At 72.2% G+C, this 16,738-nt stretch carries 15 protein-coding genes and 1 riboswitch; of the genes, 6 read left to right on the top strand and 9 right to left on the bottom strand.

Features of this window, described 5'->3' with window-relative positions; translation table 11 throughout:
* Window positions 1-70: 70 nt before the first annotated feature.
* Window positions 71-3,268, bottom strand: a complete 3,198-nt coding sequence (locus tag LG391_RS14085; protein WP_225768633.1) for a hypothetical protein — start codon at window positions 3,266-3,268, stop codon at window positions 71-73.
* A 205-nt stretch (window positions 3,269-3,473) separates the two neighbouring features.
* On the opposite strand from LG391_RS14085, the gene LG391_RS14090 reads away from it, so the two are divergent.
* A complete protein-coding gene (locus LG391_RS14090) occupies window positions 3,474-4,775 on the top strand; it encodes an MFS transporter (RefSeq protein WP_225768634.1) in 1,302 nt (433 codons plus the stop codon).
* Window positions 4,776-4,827: 52 nt separating this feature from the next.
* On the opposite strand, the gene rpsD is transcribed toward LG391_RS14090, so the two are convergent.
* The 5 genes from rpsD to LG391_RS14115 all read right to left on the bottom strand — a co-directional run bounded on the left by rpsD (window position 4,828) and on the right by LG391_RS14115 (window position 9,804).
* On the bottom strand, window positions 4,828-5,442 hold the full coding sequence (gene rpsD, locus LG391_RS14095; protein ID WP_034845276.1) for a 30S ribosomal protein S4: 615 nt from the start codon (window positions 5,440-5,442) through the stop codon (window positions 4,828-4,830).
* A gap of 148 nt (window positions 5,443-5,590) precedes the next feature.
* A complete protein-coding gene (locus tag LG391_RS14100) occupies window positions 5,591-6,355 on the bottom strand; it encodes an ABC transporter ATP-binding protein (RefSeq protein ID WP_225768635.1) in 765 nt (254 codons plus the stop codon).
* The gene (locus LG391_RS14105) at window positions 6,352-7,392 is read right to left on the bottom strand and encodes an iron ABC transporter permease (protein ID WP_225768636.1); all 1,041 of its coding nucleotides are present in this window, start codon (window positions 7,390-7,392) and stop codon (window positions 6,352-6,354) included. Before LG391_RS14105 ends, LG391_RS14100 begins: the two co-directional genes overlap by 4 nt.
* On the bottom strand, window positions 7,389-8,423 hold the full coding sequence (locus LG391_RS14110; RefSeq protein WP_225768637.1) for an ABC transporter substrate-binding protein: 1,035 nt from the start codon (window positions 8,421-8,423) through the stop codon (window positions 7,389-7,391). Before LG391_RS14110 ends, LG391_RS14105 begins: the two co-directional genes overlap by 4 nt.
* 32 nt (window positions 8,424-8,455) lie before the next feature.
* Window positions 8,456-8,685, bottom strand: a riboswitch (cobalamin riboswitch).
* Window positions 8,686-9,072: 387 nt separating this feature from the next.
* Entirely contained in the window at window positions 9,073-9,804 is a 732-nt protein-coding gene (locus LG391_RS14115) for a hypothetical protein (RefSeq protein ID WP_225768638.1), read from the bottom strand.
* Between the two features lie 219 nt (window positions 9,805-10,023).
* Here LG391_RS14115 and LG391_RS14120 point away from each other — a divergent pair, with 219 nt between their 5' ends.
* Complete coding sequence (locus tag LG391_RS14120) at window positions 10,024-10,674, top strand: PadR family transcriptional regulator (protein WP_225768639.1); 651 nt, start codon at window positions 10,024-10,026, stop codon at window positions 10,672-10,674.
* Window positions 10,675-10,684: 10 nt separating this feature from the next.
* Window positions 10,685-11,152, top strand: a complete 468-nt coding sequence (locus LG391_RS14125) for a Fur family transcriptional regulator (protein ID WP_225768640.1) — start codon at window positions 10,685-10,687, stop codon at window positions 11,150-11,152.
* Here the strand turns inward: LG391_RS14125 and LG391_RS14130 are convergent.
* Together LG391_RS14130 and adh are read right to left on the bottom strand one after the other, a co-directional pair.
* Entirely contained in the window at window positions 11,115-11,486 is a 372-nt protein-coding gene (locus LG391_RS14130) for a DUF779 domain-containing protein (RefSeq protein WP_225768641.1), read from the bottom strand. The two genes, LG391_RS14125 and LG391_RS14130, sit on opposite strands and share 38 nt — an antisense overlap.
* Window positions 11,487-11,716: 230 nt before the next feature.
* Window positions 11,717-13,237 carry an aldehyde dehydrogenase gene (gene adh, locus LG391_RS14135; protein ID WP_225768642.1) on the bottom strand — a complete coding sequence of 507 codons (1,521 nt, stop codon included), beginning with the start codon at window positions 13,235-13,237 and terminating at the stop codon, window positions 11,717-11,719.
* Between the two features lie 211 nt (window positions 13,238-13,448).
* Between adh and LG391_RS14140 the strand changes: the two genes are divergently transcribed.
* The 3 genes from LG391_RS14140 to LG391_RS14150 are packed head-to-tail and all read left to right on the top strand — an operon-like array spanning window position 13,449 to window position 15,953.
* Entirely contained in the window at window positions 13,449-14,798 is a 1,350-nt protein-coding gene (locus tag LG391_RS14140; RefSeq protein ID WP_255646612.1) for a sigma-54-dependent Fis family transcriptional regulator, read from the top strand.
* A complete protein-coding gene (locus LG391_RS34725; protein WP_255646614.1) occupies window positions 14,699-15,298 on the top strand; it encodes a sigma-54-dependent Fis family transcriptional regulator in 600 nt (199 codons plus the stop codon). Before LG391_RS14140 ends, LG391_RS34725 begins: the two co-directional genes overlap by 100 nt.
* 19 nt (window positions 15,299-15,317) lie before the next feature.
* Entirely contained in the window at window positions 15,318-15,953 is a 636-nt protein-coding gene (locus tag LG391_RS14150) for an alpha/beta family hydrolase (RefSeq protein ID WP_225768643.1), read from the top strand.
* Window positions 15,954-15,956: 3 nt separating this feature from the next.
* Here the strand turns inward: LG391_RS14150 and LG391_RS14155 are convergent, their stop codons facing one another.
* Window positions 15,957-16,727, bottom strand: coding sequence for an RNA methyltransferase (locus tag LG391_RS14155; protein ID WP_225768644.1), 771 nt, complete (start codon window positions 16,725-16,727; stop codon window positions 15,957-15,959).
* Between the last annotated feature and the right edge of the window lie 11 nt (window positions 16,728-16,738).

The following is a 16,738-nucleotide window of genomic DNA, read 5'->3' on the forward strand; positions in this document are numbered from 1 at the left end:
CCGAACGGAGGGTGCGCGTCGTCGCGCGGGCGTGTATCTTATGCGGCTTTTTCTGCCGATTCGGCTTGGACTAGGCCGGCCGCAGCAGCGGCTTCACCAGGCTGTGGATCACGGCGGAGGGGGCTGCGCCCGGTGTCGTCCGGAGCATCCGCTCGTAGCGTCCATAGTCGTCGAGGGCGCCCGCCGTATCGGCCCGGGCCAGCCGGCTGCGGATCAGGGCCTCATGGATCCGGACCGAATCCGGGTACAGGTCGAGCCCGTGCAGATAGAGCATCCGGGCGCGCTCGGCATCGCCTCCCCGCTCGTGCCGATGGCCGAGACGCAGCACCAGGTCGAGGAAGCGGTCGCGCAGGCGGCCCGCTGCCGGCGCCGACCATGCAGCCTCTCCGCCGCGCGACAGCACCGGCCCCGGGAAGTCGAAGACGAGACGGTCGAGATCCGGCCCGGCGCCGTCGTCGGCCGTTCCCCGCCGCAGACGATCCTCCCAATCGTCCAGATCGACCCAGACCTTGTCCGGCGCCAGACGCAGCCTGCCCTCCCGCTGCAGCACCAGATCGGCCCGCCCGAGCAGCCGGCGCAGCCGGTGCAGCGCCTGCTCGCAGGCCGCCCTCGCCCGGTCGCCATCCGCATCCGGCCAGAACCAGTCCTGCAGGTCCTCGAGGCGGCAGCTGTGGTCGCGGGCCAGGGCCAGGGCGCGCAGGATGTCCAGCGACCGCGTCGGCGGCTTCGGCCCGGGATCAAGCGGCGTGCCCTCCCGCTCGAGCCGGAACCCGCCCAGCACATGCACGGCGAGCGCCCAGGGCCAGCGCGCCGGGCGGCGTGGCGGCGGCGGCAGCCGCCGCTGCCCGATCAGCGCACGGCAGAATTCGGCCTCGACCTCACCGTCGATCGCGTCGGCGCACAGCTCCGCCAGCAGCGACGGCAGATTCGGCAGCACCGCCGACCAGCCGACCGCCCGCAGGGCCGAGAGCGCGGCCGCGAGCCGTTCGGGATATCGGGCCTCTCCGACCCATTTGTCGCCCATGGCCCGGGCGATCAGCACGCAGGCCTCGGTCCGCCGCAGCACCGCCCCGTCGAACAGCGGCAGGCGCGTTTCCAGGAACAGGGCGGCCTCCGCCGGCCTGCGGTCCGCGAGCAGCACCTGGAACAGGGTGATGAAATGCGGCCAGCGCTCGATCGGGGGCTCGTTCGCCGCTTCGATCGCAGCCATGAAGCGATCGCAGGCCCGATACGCCTCGGGGAGATGGCCCTGCCGGGTGTGCATGGCCGCCTGGCAGTCCGCCACCACGGCGACCTGCGTGGTGTAGCGGCTGTCGGCGATCTGAGCCAAGCGGTCGACCAGGCCGGCGAACTCCTCCCAGTCGTTGCGCAGCTTCTTCTGCAGTTGCAGATGGTAGAGGGCGCCGAACTCCACCCCGCGCAGCGCCTCCCGTTCGCCGATGGCGATGGCGGCGCGCAGCGCCTGCTCGGCATCGGCATAAGGGAACCCGCGCCGGGCATAGGGAAAGAAGTAGCGCCCCCTGACCGCGCCGAAATCGACCAGCCAGAGGCCGAGCACCCAGGGGGAGACGCCGGGATCGTGCAGCTCGTCCGCGACGCTGTCGACGGCGGTCTCGAACAGCGCCGCATTGCCGGTCGAGCCGGCGTAGGAGATCAGGATCTGGCTGGCGTGCACGCGCGACATCGGCGCGTCGCCGGCATGGCGCGTCGCCAGCCGGACCACCAGCTGATCCACCAGACGCCCTGCCGCCTGCATGCCGCGGCGATAGTCGTCGGCATAGACGCAGGCCCGCAGCAGCCCGACCCGGACCAGGAGATGCTCGTCGGGCGGCAGGGTCGGCAGCCCCTGGTCCAGCAGCACGAAGGCCCGCCGGGTCCAGTCGGCCAATCCGTGATGCGTGCGCCAGCTGTCGGTCTTGACCAGGGCCGCGCGTGCGACGGCGAGGCAGCAGCCGCGCGCATTGCCGTCGTGCTCGAAGGCGGCCCAGGCCCGGGACAGCCACGCCTCCGCCGCGTCGTCGTCCGGCATGGCGGCGACGCCGGCCCAGTAGCACAGCCAGCCGTCGAACGCGTCGTCGGGAAGCTGCGCACACCAGTCGGCGAAGGTGGCGCGCCGGCCCTGCGCCAGGACCGCCTCGGCACGGTCGGCCATCAGCCGGCGCGCCAGATCCCAGGCCCGGCCCTGCAGCGCGAGGTCGATGGCGTCGTCGGTGCGCCCGGCCTCCGCCAGCACGGTCGCCGCCCGCCGCCGCAGCCGCGCCTGCTCCGCCTCCGGCACGGATCGGGCGAAGCGGTCGCGCAGGAAGCCGCGCAGCAGGTCGTGCAGGATGAAGACCGGCCGGGCCGCCTCGCCGCGCGCGACCAGCAGCTGCCGACGGTGCAGCCGCTCCAGCAGGCTGCGCGCCTGACCGGATTCCGCCATGGCCGCGGCGAGGCCGGCGGTGATCTCCGGCAGCAGGTTCAGCTTGAGCAGCATGTCCTGCTCGGAGACCGGCAGGGTCTCGAACAGCTGCGCCCCGAGCACGTCGAACATCGCGCCCTCGCGGCTCTGCAGCGGGTCCGCGGCCAGCGCCTCGATGCGGGCATCGGCGGCGGCACCGGATTCCGCCAGCAGCACCAGCCCTGCGGCCCAGCCCCGCGCCGCGCTGACGTCGAGGGCCGATGCGGCGCGCAGCATGTGGGCGGTGACGAGGTCGCGCGCTTCGGCATCCGAGAAGGCGAGCTCGGCCTGGTCGATCACCGCGAGCCGGCCGTCGCGCCCGAGCCCGGCCAGCTCGCCCGGCGGCAGGATGCGCGCCAGGCAGAGGCAGCGCAGCGTCGGCGGCAGCTCGCCCAACAGCACCGCCAGGACGCCGCGGAAGCCGGGCGCGTCGGCGGCGTGCAGGTCGTCGAGCACCAGCAGCGTGCCGGGCCGCAGCCGTGCGAAGAAGGCCTGCAGGAAGCGGAGCGCGAAGGCCTCGGGCTGGTCGGCGTATTCCGGCCCGAACACCGGCAGACGGCCGGCCTGCGCCGGCGGCAGGGCCCGGCCGAGGAAGTGGAAGAAGGCGGCGATGTCCTGGTCGCCCTCGTCGACCCGATACCAGAGACGCGGCTCCCGCCGGCCCTGCAGATAGTCGACGGCGGCCGTGGTCTTGCCATAGCCCGCCGGCGCGGCCAGCCAGCATCGGCCGGAGCGCAGGCCCCGGTCGATGGCGTCGAGACCCCGGCCCCGCCGCACGATGTGGCTCGGCCGTGGCGTGACCAGCTTGACGATCGGAGACGCCGCCATGACCCCTCTCCCACGGGGCGGCAGTCTAGCAGACTGTTGTCCGATGAATGACGGCCAACTGCGCCTCGCGCCCGGCCATGCCGAGCCCTGGACCCAGGCATGACGAGGTGGGGCGGGCGATGACGGCCCGGTCCGGTCCAGAATGGCGGCCAACCGCCCCGCAGCCCACCGGGGCGGATATCGTTTCGCGGCCCGGAGGAACCCCGTGGTGTCGACCGCCGAGCCGGATCGGGACGACCGAGCCGTGCCCTCTGCCCACGTCCCCCATGGCCTGGCCGACGAGCTGCTGATCGACGCCGAGGTCGACGACATCCCGGCGCCGACGACGCCGCTCAAGGCCGGGTGGCTGCTGGTGGTCAGCCTGGTCCTGATCGCGCTTAACCTGCGCCCGGCGCTGTCGAGCCTGGGGCCGGTGCTGAAGGAGATCATCGCCGACACCGGCATCTCCGCCGGCACGGCGAGCCTGCTGACGACGGCACCGGTGGTCTGCCTCGGCCTATTCGGCGTGCTGGCCCCACGGATCAGCCGGCGGCTGGGCACCGAGCGCGCGGTGCTGGCGCTGCTGCTGGTGCTGGCGCTCGGCACCGCGCTGCGCGGCCTGGGCACGCCCCCTGCCCTGCTGCTGGGCGCCATCCTGGCCGGCGCCGGCATCGGCGTCACCAACGTGCTGCTGCCGGGCATCGTCAAGCGCGACTTCCCGGACAGGGCGCCGCTGATGACCGGGGTCTACACCATGGCGCTGTGCGCCGGCGCCGCCCTGGCCGCCGGCGCCACCCTGCCGATCGCCCAGGCGGCCGACGGGTCCTGGGCCGCGGCCCTGGCCTTCTGGGCCATCCCCGCGATCATCGCCGCCCTGGTCTGGCTGACCCAGATCCCGCCCCGCCATGGTCCGGCCGCCCATGCCGGCTTCACCGTCCGCGGCCTGTGGAGCGATCCGCTGGCCTGGCAGGTCACGCTGTTCATGGGGCTGCAATCCTCGCTGGCCTACAGCGTCTTCGGCTGGCTGGCGCCGATCCTGCGCGACCGCGGCGTCGACGGCGTGGCCGCCGGGATCATGGTGTCGGTCTCGATCATGGTCCAGGTCGCCGCCGCGCTGGTGGCGCCGTCGCTGGCGACCCGCGGCCGCGACCAGCGACTGGCGGCGCTGCTGTGCATGGCGTTCTCGCTCGTCGGGTTCCTGGGCTGCATCTTCGCGCCGCTGGGCACGGTCTGGCTCTGGATCGTGCTGCTCGGCATCGGCCAGGGCGCCGCCTTCGCCGTGGCGCTGACCCTGGTGGTGCTGCGCACGCCGGACGCCCATGTCGCGGCCCATCTCTCCTCGATGTCGCAGGGCGTGGGCTACACGCTCGCCTCCGGCGGCCCGCTGCTGATCGGCCTGCTGCACGACTGGACCGGCGGCTGGGCCGCGGCCGGGCTGTTCGTGCTCGCCATCGGCCTCGCCGCAGCCCTCGCCGGCATCGGCGCCGGCCGGGCGAAGCTGGTCTCGGCCCGGGCGGTCGCGCGCTGAAACAGAAAGGGCGCCCCGAGGGCGCCCTTTCCACATCACCGAGCCGGCTGGATCAGCGGCTGTAGAACTCGACCACCAGGTTCGGCTCCATCTGGACCGGGTACGGCACGTCGGCCAGGGCCGGGGTGCGCACGACCTTGCCCTTGAAGGCGCCGTGGTCGACCTCGATGTACTCCGGCACCTCGCGCTCGGACGACGCGATGGCGCCCAGGATCAGGGCCATCTCGCGCGACTTCTGCTTGATCTCGATCACGTCGCCGTCCTTGACCTGGTACGACGCGATGTTGAGGCGCTTGCCGTTCACCAGGACATGGCCGTGGTTGACGAGCTGGCGGGCGGCGAACACGGTCGGGACGAACTTCATCCGGTAGACGACGGTGTCCAGGCGGCGCTCCAGCAGGCCGATCAGGTTCTCGCCGGTGTCGCCCTTGCGGCGCACGGCCTCGTCGAACAGGCGGCGGAACTGCTTCTCGCCGATGTTGCCGTAGTAGCCCTTCAGCTTCTGCTTGGACATCAGCTGGGTGCCGAAATCGGTCGGCTTCTTGCGCCGCTGGCCGTGCTGGCCCGGGCCGTATTCGCGGTTGTTCAGCGGGCTCTTCGGACGGCCCCAGAGGTTGACGCCAAGGCGGCGGTCGATCTTGTGCTTCGAATTCTGGCGCTTGCTCACGCGCGCGGTCCTTCTCTCATGTTGTCCCGGTAGGCCCTGCCAAAGGCAAGGCGGGGCGCCGGCTCACGCACCGGACCCGCGTTCCCAGGAATGGAAGCGGTGAGAAACGCGATTTCCCGCCGGATGTCAAGCCCGAAGCCGCTTTCCGCTATCCCGGCAGATAGTGGATATGCGGCCGGCCGTGATGCGGCGACCGCTCGACATGGGCGCGCCCGCCGAACCCCTCGCGGATCCGCGCCTCGGTCAGGATCCCCCCCGGCGCGCCGGCGCAGACCACCCGCCCCTCCCGCAGCAGCGCCACGGCATCGCAGAACATGGCGGCCAGGTTGAGGTCGTGCAGGGCGACGATGCTGGTCGCCGGCAGCCGGCCGACCAGGGCCAGGATCTCGAGCTGGTGCTGCACGTCGAGATGGTTGGTGGGCTCGTCCAGCAGCAGCTCGGTCGGGGTCTGGGCCAGGGCGCGGGCGATCTGCACCCGCTGCCGCTCCCCGCCCGACAAGGTGTGCCAGGGCTGGCCGCGCTTGCCCTCGAGCCCGACCCGGCGCAGCGCCTCCTCCACCGCCGCGTCGTCCTGCGCGGTCCAGGGCGACAGGGGCCCGCGATGCGGCGTGCGGCCGAGCCGGACGACGTCGAGCACCGTCACCCGGGCGTCGGTCGCCGCCTGCTGCTCGACCAGCGCGACGCGGCGGGCGATGGCTGCGCGCGACAGGTCCGCGATATCCGCCCCGCCCAGCGTGATCACGCCGCTCTCCACCCGCCGCAGCCGGCAGATCAGGCGCAGCAGGGTGGACTTGCCGGCGCCGTTCGGACCGAGGAGGCCCAGCATCCGGCCGGGCGCCGCCTCCAGCGTCACGCCGTCGACGATCATCCGGCCGCCGGCGGCCCAGCGCACGTCATGCGTCGAGATGGTCATGCCGCCCGCCTCGCCCGATACAGCAGCAGGGCGAAGGCCGGGGCGCCGAACAGGGCGGTGACCACGCCGATCGGCAGGATCTGCTGCGGGATGATGATGCGGGAGACGATGTCGGCCAGCACCATGAAGATGGCGCCGATCATCGCCGAGGCCGGCAGCAGCCGGGCGTGGCCGGGCCCGACCAGGAAGCGCGCCGCATGCGGGATGACGAGGCCGACGAAGCCGACCGACCCGACGATGCTGACCATGGTCGCCGTCATCGCCGCGGTCGCCGCGAACAGCACCACGCGCACCCGGGTCACGTCGATGCCGAGCGAGGCCGCGGCATCCGCCCCGAAGGTGAAGGCGTCGAGCGCACGGGCGTGCAGGATGCACAGGACGAAGCCGACCGCCGCGACCGGGACCGCGACCTGGACATCCGGCCAGCGCACTCCGCCGAGGCTGCCGAGCAGCCAGAACATCACGCCGCGCGCCTGCTCGGCATCGGCCGAGGTGGTGACGATGGTGGAGGTCACGGCGTTGAACAGCTGCGACCCGGCGACACCGGCCAGGATGACGCGGTCGATGCCGCCGCCCACCCCGGCCGCCAGCAGCGACACCAGGGCGAAGGCGAGGACGGCGCCGATGAAGGCGCCGCCGGACAGCGAGACGGCGCCGCCGCCGACGCCCGCGATCAGCACCGCGACGGCGCCGGTCGACGCCCCGGCGGAGATGCCGAGGACATAAGGCTCGGCCAGCGGGTTGCGCAGCAGCGCCTGCAGGATCGCGCCGGACAGGGCCAGCGCGGCGCCGCAGCAGGCCGCCACCAGGGCGCGGCTGAGCCGGTAGTCCCAGATCACCCCTTCCTGGATCGGGCTGACGGCGAAGCCGGCGCCGAGCAGCCGGTTGGCCAGCGCCCGGACCGTGGTGGCCAGGGGGACCTGCATCTCGCCGATCGACACGGCGAGCGCGATGGCGGCGACCAGCACCGCCAGGGACAGCGCGGCCAGCAGGGCGCGGACGCCCCAGCCGCCATCGAGGAGGGCCCCGCCTCTCACCCCCCGAGCCCGAAGCTCTTGATGCCGCTCGCCAGCGCCTCGATGCCGTCGACGGCGCGGATCGAGGGCTGCATCGCCTGCACGTCCATCACCACGAAATGCTTGTCCCTCACCGCCTCCAGCCGGCTCGTCACCGGGTCGGTGGTGAGGAAATCGAGCTTCACCGCGGTGTCGTCGGCCGGGTAGCGGCGGCGGCTCATCTGCCCCAGGACGATGATCGCGGGGTCGGCCGCGGCGATGCGCTCCCAGCTCACCAGCGGCCACTCCTCCTCCGTGGTGATGACGTTGCGGGCGCCGAGCTGCTGCAGGATGTAGGCCGGCACGCCGTTCCGGCCGGCGACGAAGGCCTCACCCGCGACCTCCTTGCTGGAGAACCAGAACACCACCGGCACGCCCCTCGCCTGCCGGCCCGCCACCGAGGCGATGGCCGCGGCCTCACGCCGCTGCAGGTCGGCGACCAGCGCCTCGCCCCGATCGGCGACGTCGAAGATCCGCGCCAGGTCGCGAATCTCCTGATAGACGAGGTCCATGGTGAAGAGCTGCCTGCGCACGCCGTCGCCGCCGCCGGAATTGTCCTTCGCGACGCAATCGGCCGGCGAGATGTAGGTGGGAATGCCGAGGCCGGCGAACTGCTCGCGCGTGCCGACCGAGCCCTGCGGCCCGACATGCCATTCGAACTGGGCCGTCACCAGCTCCGGCTCCCTCCCGACCACGGATTCGAAGCTGGGGTCGTTATCGGCCAGGCGCGGGATCGTCGCGTTCGCCGCCTCATACGCCTTCAGCACCGGGCCGAACCAGACGGCGGTGCCGACGACGCGGTCGGCCAGGCCGAGCGACAGCAGGATCTCGGTGCTGCTCTGCCCGATCGACACGGCGCGCCGCGGCGCCTTGGCGAAGGTGACGTCGACGCCGCAGTTGCGGATGGTCAGCGGGTACTGCGTCGGCTCGGCCCGCACCGCCGGCGACAGGACGAGGAGCGCCAGCCCGGCCAGGGCCAGGGCACGCGAAGGGAAGGACCGGAAAACCGTCATGAAGCCTCCTGCCCGGGCCACCCCGCCCGGAAAACGGATTGCGCGGCGACGGCAGGTCTCCTGGCTCGCGGATCATGGCTTCGCGCCGGCCTTCCCACCCGGCATCGGGCAGTGGCCTGGCCCTCGAGGGGCCACGGGGACGCTCGGCGATCCGCTGACAGTTGCGGGGGCAGCCACGGATTCCGCCCCCTTGCACCTGATCGGGGGGCGCCACCGTGTTCCCTTTTGATCCCATGCGGGAACCGTCGCCGCGATGTGTATCAGCGCGGCCGAGAGCCGGTCAATCGAGGCAGACGTTCCGGGTGGGGGCAATCGGATGAAGGAGTGATTCCTCCCTCTTGTCATGCCCGTGCTTGATCCGCGGCTGTCCGGCTGAGCCTTTTCGGGATGCGGAAGAGGAGTGGACTCAATTTTTATTGTCATCGCCGGGCTTGACCCGGCGATCCAGGGGCCACCCGGAACGGCATCGACAGTCCTGGATGCCCGGGTCAAGCCCGGGCATGACAGCTATAAATAGAGGATTGAGCTCTGAAATTCTCTCTCCGATTGTCAACCAACCTTAACCGGACACCCGTGGGTCAAGCCCGGCAATGACAGCAGTGGCATAGCCCAATCCCTTCGCCCGATTGCCCTGGCATCCCGGCAGCGCTCAGCTGCTGTCCGGCTTTTCGGGCGGCGGTCCGGCGGCCGAAGGTCGGGGGTGCCCGGGTTCCGCCGGGGCGTCCGCTTCTTCGGGCCTGGCGTCGGGCGGCCGGGCGAAGGGCGGCTGGGCATAGGGTGATTGGGGATGCCCGCTCTCCTCGACCGCCCAGGTCTCGGCCTGCCACCGGCTCCAGTCCGGCGCGATGTCGAGCTCCCGGCAGAACCGGGCGACGACCTCGCCGACCGGCAGGTCGCCGATGTCCTCGGCGGCCTCGTCCTGCAGCCGGCGGTCCAGCTCGTGCAGCAGGTCGTCGCGCCGGTCCTGCTCGGCGACGTCCAGCTCGCAGGCCTCGGCTTCGGCAGCCTCTTCGGCCTCGATCGCCTCCTTCAGGATGCGCCGGACCAGGTTTCGCCGCCGGCGCCAGCGGTCCTGCGCCGCGGCGGTGTCCCGCTCGGCGGCCGTCTTCTGACTGTCCGCCGCCAGCCGGGCCTCCAGCGCCACGGTCTGGCGCACCTCGTAGGACAGGCGGGCGAACACCAGGCCGAGCCCGCGGGTGCGGTCGGCGGCGTCGTCCTCCGGCGGCCGGCGCGCGGCCACCACGGCCTGGCCCTGCACCGCCTCGGCCAGCCCGAGGGCGAGCTCGCCCAGCCGCGCCAGCATCCGGCCATGCCGCTCGTTCCGCTCCCGGTCGGGATCGCGGGCCTCGTCGGCTGCGGTATCGGGCTGCGCCATGTTCATGGAACATATCATGAACATAATTGCATGTTAACGCAATAGGCCGTCGCGTTCACTCATGCAGCGGCAGGTGTCGCTGAAACATCGCGCCCACCCGCGGCGATCACCGCGGTGCGGCAAGGCACTGGTCGCGCATCGCTTCGTCACATCTTAAGATATATCTTGAAACCGATCGGCGATCGGCATATCTTACGATATATCGAAACCAATGGAGCGAGTTCGATGTTCGGACGACACCATCGTGGGCACTGTGGTGATGACGAGATGTGGGCCGGCGGCCGAGGCCGCGGCGGCCGGTGGGGCCACGGCTTCGGCGGCGGGTTCGGCGGCCGCGGCTTCGGGGGCTTCGGCGGCGGCGGCGACCTGATGCGCGCCGGCCGGATGCTGGCCCAGGGCGACCTGCGCCTGCTGGCGCTGGCGCTGATCGAGGAGCAGCCGCGCCACGGCTACGAGATCATCAAGCTGATCGAGGAGAAGACCGGCGGCTGGTACAGCCCGAGCCCCGGCACCGTCTATCCCACCCTGACCTACCTCGAAGAGGCCGGCTACGTCACGGTCGAGGCCGAGGGCAGCAAGAAGCTGTACCGGATCACCGACGAGGGCCGCGCCTATCTCGACGCCAACCGCGGCATCGTCGACGCCGTGCTGGGCCGCCTGGCCGCGGCCGGCGAGAAGATCGCCTGGGTCAACAAGATGATGGGCGGCGAGCGGGACCGCGAGCGCGAGCGGTCGAGCCGGCTGCCGTCGCTGGTGGTCGCGGCGCTAGACAACCTGCGCGAGGCGACCGAGCAGAAGCTGGCCGAGGATGCGGACGCCGAGACCCGGATCGTCGAGATCCTGGCCCGGGCGGCGGCCGAGATCCGGCGCGGCTGAGGGCGGCGGCATGAGCCCCGCCCTCCCTGCCCTGGCCCTGTCCCGGCTGCGCGACGCCGGGCTGCGGCCGACCCGGCCGCGCCGCATCCTGCTGGCGGTGCTGGCCGAGGCCGACCGCGCGCTTGACGCCCAGGAGATCCTGGGCCGGGCGCGCCGGCTGGACCCGCGGATCAGCCTGGCCACGGTCTACCGCTTCCTGGCGGCGCTGCGCCGGAGCGGCATCGCCGGCTGGCGCGACGACAGGCCGAAGCGCCTGGCCGTCGGCCCGGCCGCCGAGCCGGCGATGCCGGTGGAGACCCTGACGCTGGGGGACGTCCAGCTGCGCGCCGCCCTGGCGGACGTGCTGCGCCAGTTCGGCTACCGGCTGCTGCGCGCCCGGATGGAGCTGGAGGTCGAGAAGCTGCATCCTGACGCGCCGCTGGCCGAGCCCGGCCCGACCGTCATAGCGTGGGAAGCGCCGCCAGCTCGGCATCGGTGAACAGGCGCGACCGCGTGAGGAAACGCAGGTCGCGGCCGTTCTCCAGCGAGAACATGCCGCCCCGCCCCGGCACCACATCGATGATCAGCTGGGTGTGGCGCCAGTACTCGAACTGCGGCCGGCTGATGTAGAACGGGGCACCGCCGATCTCGCCCAGCAGGACATCGGCATCGGCGATCAGGAACTCCCCGGCGGGAAAGCACATCGGCGACGAGCCGTCGCAGCAGCCGCCGGACTGGTGGAACAGGATCGGGCCGTGCGCCTCGCGCAGGCGGCCGATCAGGTCGAGCGCCGCCGCGGTGGCGAGGACGCGCGGCACGGGATCGTGGGTCATCGTCGGTTCCGGTGAAATGCCCGCTCAAGACCGGGTCGGAGCCCTCCATCGGCGAGGCTGATCCCCCCTCACCCTCCCGCCGCCTTCGGCGTCGGGCCCCTCCCTCTCCCCGAGGAGAGGGGCTTTTCACCTCTCCTCGGGGAGAGGTCGAAATCGCGGCAGCGATTTCGGGTGAGGGGGTGGCTCCGGCCCATCCTATTGGCGCCTATGTGACCAAGGCGCCGGTCATGTCAGAAGAAGCCCAGGGCCTTCGGGCTGTAGCTGACCAGCAGGTTCTTGGTCTGCTGGTAGTGGTCCAGCATCATGCGATGGGTCTCGCGGCCGATGCCGGACTGCTTGTAGCCGCCGAAGGCCGCATGGGCCGGATAGGCGTGGTAGCAGTTGGTCCACACCCGGCCCGCCTGAATCGCCCGGCCGAAGCGGTAGGCGCGGCTGCCGTCGCGGGTCCACACCCCGGCGCCGAGGCCGTAGAGGGTGTCGTTGGCGATCGCCAGCGCCTCCTCCTCGTCCTTGAAGGTCGTCACCGAGACGACGGGGCCGAAGATCTCCTCCTGGAAGATCCGCATCCGGTTGTGGCCGCGGAACACCGTCGGCTTGACGTAGTAGCCGCCGGCCAGGTCGCCGCCCAGGATGGCGCGGCTGCCGCCGGCCAGCACCTCGGCCCCCTCCTGCCGGCCGATGTCGATGTAGCTGAGGATCTTCTCCAGCTGCTCGCCCGAGGCCTGGGCGCCGATCATCGTCTCCGGGTCGAGCGGATGGCCCTGCCGGATTGCCGCGACCCGCGCCAGCGCCTTCTCCATGAAGCGGTCATAGACCGATTCCTGGACCAGCGCCCGGCTCGGGCAGGTGCAGACCTCGCCCTGGTTCAGCGCGAACATGACGAAGCCCTCGACCGCCTTGTCGAGGAAGTCGTCGTCCTCGGCGCAGACATCGGCGAAGAAGATGTTCGGCGACTTGCCGCCGAGCTCCAGCGTCACCGGGATCAGGTTCTGGCTGGCGTACTGCATGATCAGCCGGCCGGTCGTGGTCTCGCCGGTGAAGGCGATCTTGGCGATGCGCGGGCTGGAGGCCAGCGGCTTGCCGGCCTCGAGGCCGAAACCGTTGACGATGTTCAGGACGCCGGGCGGCAGCAGGTCGCCGACCAGTTCGGCCCAGACCAGGATGCCGGCGGGCGTCTGCTCCGCCGGCTTCAGCACGACGCAGTTGCCGGCGGCGAGCGCCGGGGCCAGCTTCCACGCCGCCATCAGGATCGGGAAGTTCCAGGGGATGATCTGGCCGACGACCCCGAGCGGCTCGTGGAAATGATAGGCGACCGTGTCGTGGTCGATCTCGCCGATCGACCCCTCCTGCGCCCGGATGCAGCCGGCGAAGTAGCGGAAATGGTCGATCGCGAGCGGGATGTCGGCGGCCCGCGTCTCGCGGATCGGCTTGCCGTTGTCCCAGGTCTCCGCCTGCGCCAGGGTTTCGAGATTGGCCTCCATCCGGTCGGCGACGGCGTTCAGGATGCGGGCGCGCTCCGCCGGCGGGGTGCGGCCCCAAGCGTCCTTCGCGGCATGGGCGGCGTCGAGCGCCAGCTCGATATCCGCCGCGGTCGACCGCGGAATCTCGCAGATCGGCTGCCCGTTGATCGGCGACAGGTTGTCGAAGTACCGGCCCTCGACCGGCTCGAGCCAGCGGCCGCCGATGAAGTTGCCGTAGCGGGCCTTGAAGGGCGAGCGCGCTTCCCGGGCCAGGGGTTCGATCTTGTTCATGGGGTCCTCCCTTGTGTTGGATGCCCCTTCCCCTGCATCGCGCATGCCAGCTTCGGTGGCACGGCTGATAAGCCTTTGAAAGAACAGAAGTGTCAGCCCGGCGGCACGCGCCGGTCGCGAGGTCGGCCTCCGCGCCGGCACCGTGCGGGTGTATGATCATGCGACAGAACAGCGACAGGTGTCGCAGATTGCGACACTCCGGGAGGAGACCATGGCGACTGCGCAGACGGTCCTGACCGCCCGCCGTCACTTCATCGACGGCGGCGTCCCGCCGGGCGACATGGTCCCTGCCCCGATCCTGCGGTCCTGGGAGCGCTGCGCCACGCTGGGGCTGGAGATGCGGTCGCGGCCGCGGATCGAGCCGCTGACGGCCCAGGACATGCGCAGCCTGCACGAGCGCTGCGAGGCGCTGCGGCGGATCTGCCGGCCCGAGATCGAGGCGCTGCACGCCGACGCCCAGGCCACCGACAGCATCGTCATCCTGACCGATGCCGACGGCCTGGTGATCGACACGGTCGGCAGCGCCGACTTCGCCGAGCAGGCGGCCCGGGTGGCGCTGCGGCCGGGCGTGCCCTGGCGCGAGGACGCCACCGGCACCAACGCGATCGGCACCGCGCTGATCGAACGCCGGCCGATCGCGGTGCACGGCGCCGAGCACTTCTTCGAGATGCACCGGATCCTGAGCTGCGCCGCGATGCCGATCCTCGATCCGCATGGCCGGCTGGTCGGGGCGCTCGACCTGTCCGGCCATGCCGCGGGCGACCACCGCCACGCCCTGGGGCTGGTCCGGCTCGCGGTCGACCAGATCGAGCACCGGCTGTTCGAGCACGGCTTCGAGGACCATGAGGTGATCCGGATCCACCGCGACCCGGCGCTGCTGGGGACCGCGCGGGAGGGCATCCTGGCCTTCGCCGACCGGCGCCTGGTCGCCGCCAACCGCACCGGGCTGGAGCAGCTGGGCCTCGACTGGCAGGCGCTGGGCGTCCGCCGCTTCGAGGAGATCTTCGAGACCGGCTTCGCGCGGCAGGCCAGCACCGGCATTCTGCGAACCCGGACGGGGATGCTGCTGCGCGGCGAGCGCCGGCCGGCGCCGTCGGCGGCCGTCACCATGTCGAAGCCGCGCCCGGCCCCCTCGCGCCGGACGCCGGCGCCGATCTTCGACGCCGCGACCCGGACGTCCCTCGACCGCGCCGTCCGCCTCCTCGACGCCCAGATCCCGGTGCTGCTGCAGGGCGAGACCGGCAGCGGCAAGGAGGTGTTCGCCCGCGCCGTCCACGCCGCCGGGACCCGCGCTGCCGCCCCTTTCGTCGCGGTGAACTGCGCCGCGCTGCCGGAAGGGCTGATCGAGGCCGAGCTGTTCGGCTATGAGGAGGGCGCCTTCACCGGGGCCCGGCGCCGCGGCGCCAGGGGCCTGCTGCGGGAGGCCGATGGCGGCGTGCTGTTCCTCACGAGATCGGCGACATGCCGCTGCCGCTGCAGGCCCGGCTGCTGCGGGTGCTGCAGGACCGGGCCGTCACGCCGCTCGGCGGCAGCGCCGCGGTGCCGGTCGATTTCGCGCTGATCTGCGCCACGCACCGGACCCTGCCGCGGCTGGTCGACCAAGGCGGCTTCCGGCAGGACCTGTATTTCCGGATCGCGCAGTACACAGTGGAGCTTCCGCCGCTGCGGCAGCTGCCGGACCGGGCCGGCATCGTCCGCAGCCTGTGGCGGGAGCTCGGCGGGCCGGAGGCGGGCGTGGCCCTGACGCCCGACTGCGAGGCGCGGCTGGCCGGCCATGACTGGCCGGGCAATTTCCGCCAGCTCACCGGGACGCTGAGGGCGCTGCTGGCCCTGGCGGAGCCCGGCCGGCCGGTCGATGTCGACGCGCTGCCGCCGGATGTGCGGAGGCCTGCCGCCTCCGCGCCGATGGCCGCGGACGATCTCGACGCCATCACCCTCTCGGCCATGCGCGCCGCCCTGGAGGCGAGCGGCGGCAACGTCTCGCGCGCCGCGCGGCGTCTCGGCATCCACCGCAGCACCCTGTACCGGCGGCTGCTCGACGAGGGCGGCGGGGCGCACTGACTCGGGCTAGGGTCGGCCGATGGCACAGAGCTTCCTGATCGACGGGCCGGCGGAGGCCCGCTTCACCATCCTGCTGGCCCATGGCGCCGGGGCGCCGATGGATTCGGCCTCGATGACCGCGGCGGCGAAGGCGCTGGCCGAGGCCGGGTTCCGGGTCGCGCGCTTCGAGTTCGGCTACATGGCGGCGCGCCGAGACGGCCAGCGCAAGCCGCCGCCGCGCGCCGAGACCGTGATCCCGGAGTATCGGGCGGCGGTCGACGCCCTTGGCGCCACGGGGCCCCTGATCATCGGCGGCAAGTCGATGGGCGGGCGGGTGGCATCGATGGTCGCGGACGAGATGCACGCGACCGGCCGGATCGCCGGGCTGCTGTGCCTCGGCTATCCGTTCCACCCGCCAGGGAAGCCGGCGCAGCTGCGCACCGCGCATCTCGCCGGGCTCGCGACGCCGGCCCTGATCTGCCAGGGCACGCGCGACGAGTTCGGCACCTGCGACGAGGTCGCGGGCTACGCCCTGTCGGACCGGATCGAGCTGCTGTGGCTGGAGGACGGCGACCACGACCTGAAGCCGCGCAAGAGCGTCTCCGGCTTCACCGCCGCCGACCATCTGCGGACCGTCGCCACGGCCGTCGCGGACTGGGCCGGACGGATCGCCTGATCCCTATTCCCCGCCCTTTCGCCGGCCGGCCAGGGCGACGATCATGCCGTGCAAAGTCCGCACCTCCTGCTCCGACAGCTGCGCGCGCTGCAGGAAGGCGCGGATGTTGCGCTGCATGCTCGGCTTCTTCTCCGGCACCCGGAAGAAATGGCCGGCGTCGAGCGCGTCCTCGAGATGCTCGAACAGGTTGAGCAACTGTTCCTTGCTCGCCGGCGGCGCGTCCTCCTCGTAGTCCAGCCGCCGCTCCGGCGTCGCGTCGCCGGCGGTGAACCATTCATAGGAGACCAGCAGCACCGCCTGGGCCAGGTTCAGCGAGGAGAAGGCGGGGTTCAGCGGCACGTTGACCACGGCATCGGCCAAGGCGATGTCGTCATTGGTCATGCCGGTGCGCTCCGGCCCGAACAGGATGCCCGCGGCCACGCCCGCGGCGTGATGCGCCCGCATCTCCGCCGCCGCCCGGCGCGGCGTCACCACCGGCTTCAGCTGGTCGCGCAGCCGCGCCGTGGTGGCGTAGACGGCGCCGAGATCGGCGATCGCGTCCTCGGTCCGCTCGAACACCCGGACATTGTCGAGCACGGCGGCGGCGCCGGAGGCGGTCGGCACCGCCTTCGGGTTCGGCCAGCCGTCGCGCGGCCGAACCAGCCGCAGGTCGGTCAGGCCGCAATTCAGCATCGCCCGCGCCGCGGTGCCGATGTTCTCGCCCATCTGCGGCTCGATCAGGATGATCGCCGGGCCGCCCAGCAGCGGGTCGCGGGTCTGGTCGGTGCCGGCCATCAGAACTGGTC

Source organism: Inquilinus sp. Marseille-Q2685 (assembly GCF_916619195.1).
In the GTDB taxonomy this organism is placed as follows: Bacteria; Pseudomonadota; Alphaproteobacteria; order DSM-16000; family Inquilinaceae; genus Inquilinus.

Coding starts and splice junctions, on each gene's coding strand:
- LG391_RS14110 (WP_225768637.1), bottom strand. CDS start 8,423: ATGACGGTTTTCCGGTCCTTCCCTTCGCGTGCCCTGGCCCTGGCCGGG.
- LG391_RS14100 (WP_225768635.1), bottom strand. CDS start 6,355: ATGACCATCTCGACGCATGACGTGCGCTGGGCCGCCGGCGGCCGGATG.
- LG391_RS14125 (WP_225768640.1), top strand. CDS start 10,685: ATGAGCCCCGCCCTCCCTGCCCTGGCCCTGTCCCGGCTGCGCGACGCC.
- LG391_RS14085 (WP_225768633.1), bottom strand. CDS start 3,268: ATGGCGGCGTCTCCGATCGTCAAGCTGGTCACGCCACGGCCGAGCCAC.
- LG391_RS14120 (WP_225768639.1), top strand. CDS start 10,024: ATGTTCGGACGACACCATCGTGGGCACTGTGGTGATGACGAGATGTGG.
- LG391_RS14140 (WP_255646612.1), top strand. CDS start 13,449: ATGGCGACTGCGCAGACGGTCCTGACCGCCCGCCGTCACTTCATCGAC.
- LG391_RS14155 (WP_225768644.1), bottom strand. CDS start 16,727: ATGGCCGGCACCGACCAGACCCGCGACCCGCTGCTGGGCGGCCCGGCG.
- LG391_RS14115 (WP_225768638.1), bottom strand. CDS start 9,804: ATGAACATGGCGCAGCCCGATACCGCAGCCGACGAGGCCCGCGATCCC.
- LG391_RS14150 (WP_225768643.1), top strand. CDS start 15,318: ATGGCACAGAGCTTCCTGATCGACGGGCCGGCGGAGGCCCGCTTCACC.
- adh (WP_225768642.1), bottom strand. CDS start 13,237: ATGAACAAGATCGAACCCCTGGCCCGGGAAGCGCGCTCGCCCTTCAAG.
- LG391_RS14130 (WP_225768641.1), bottom strand. CDS start 11,486: ATGACCCACGATCCCGTGCCGCGCGTCCTCGCCACCGCGGCGGCGCTC.
- LG391_RS34725 (WP_255646614.1), top strand. CDS start 14,699: ATGCCGCTGCCGCTGCAGGCCCGGCTGCTGCGGGTGCTGCAGGACCGG.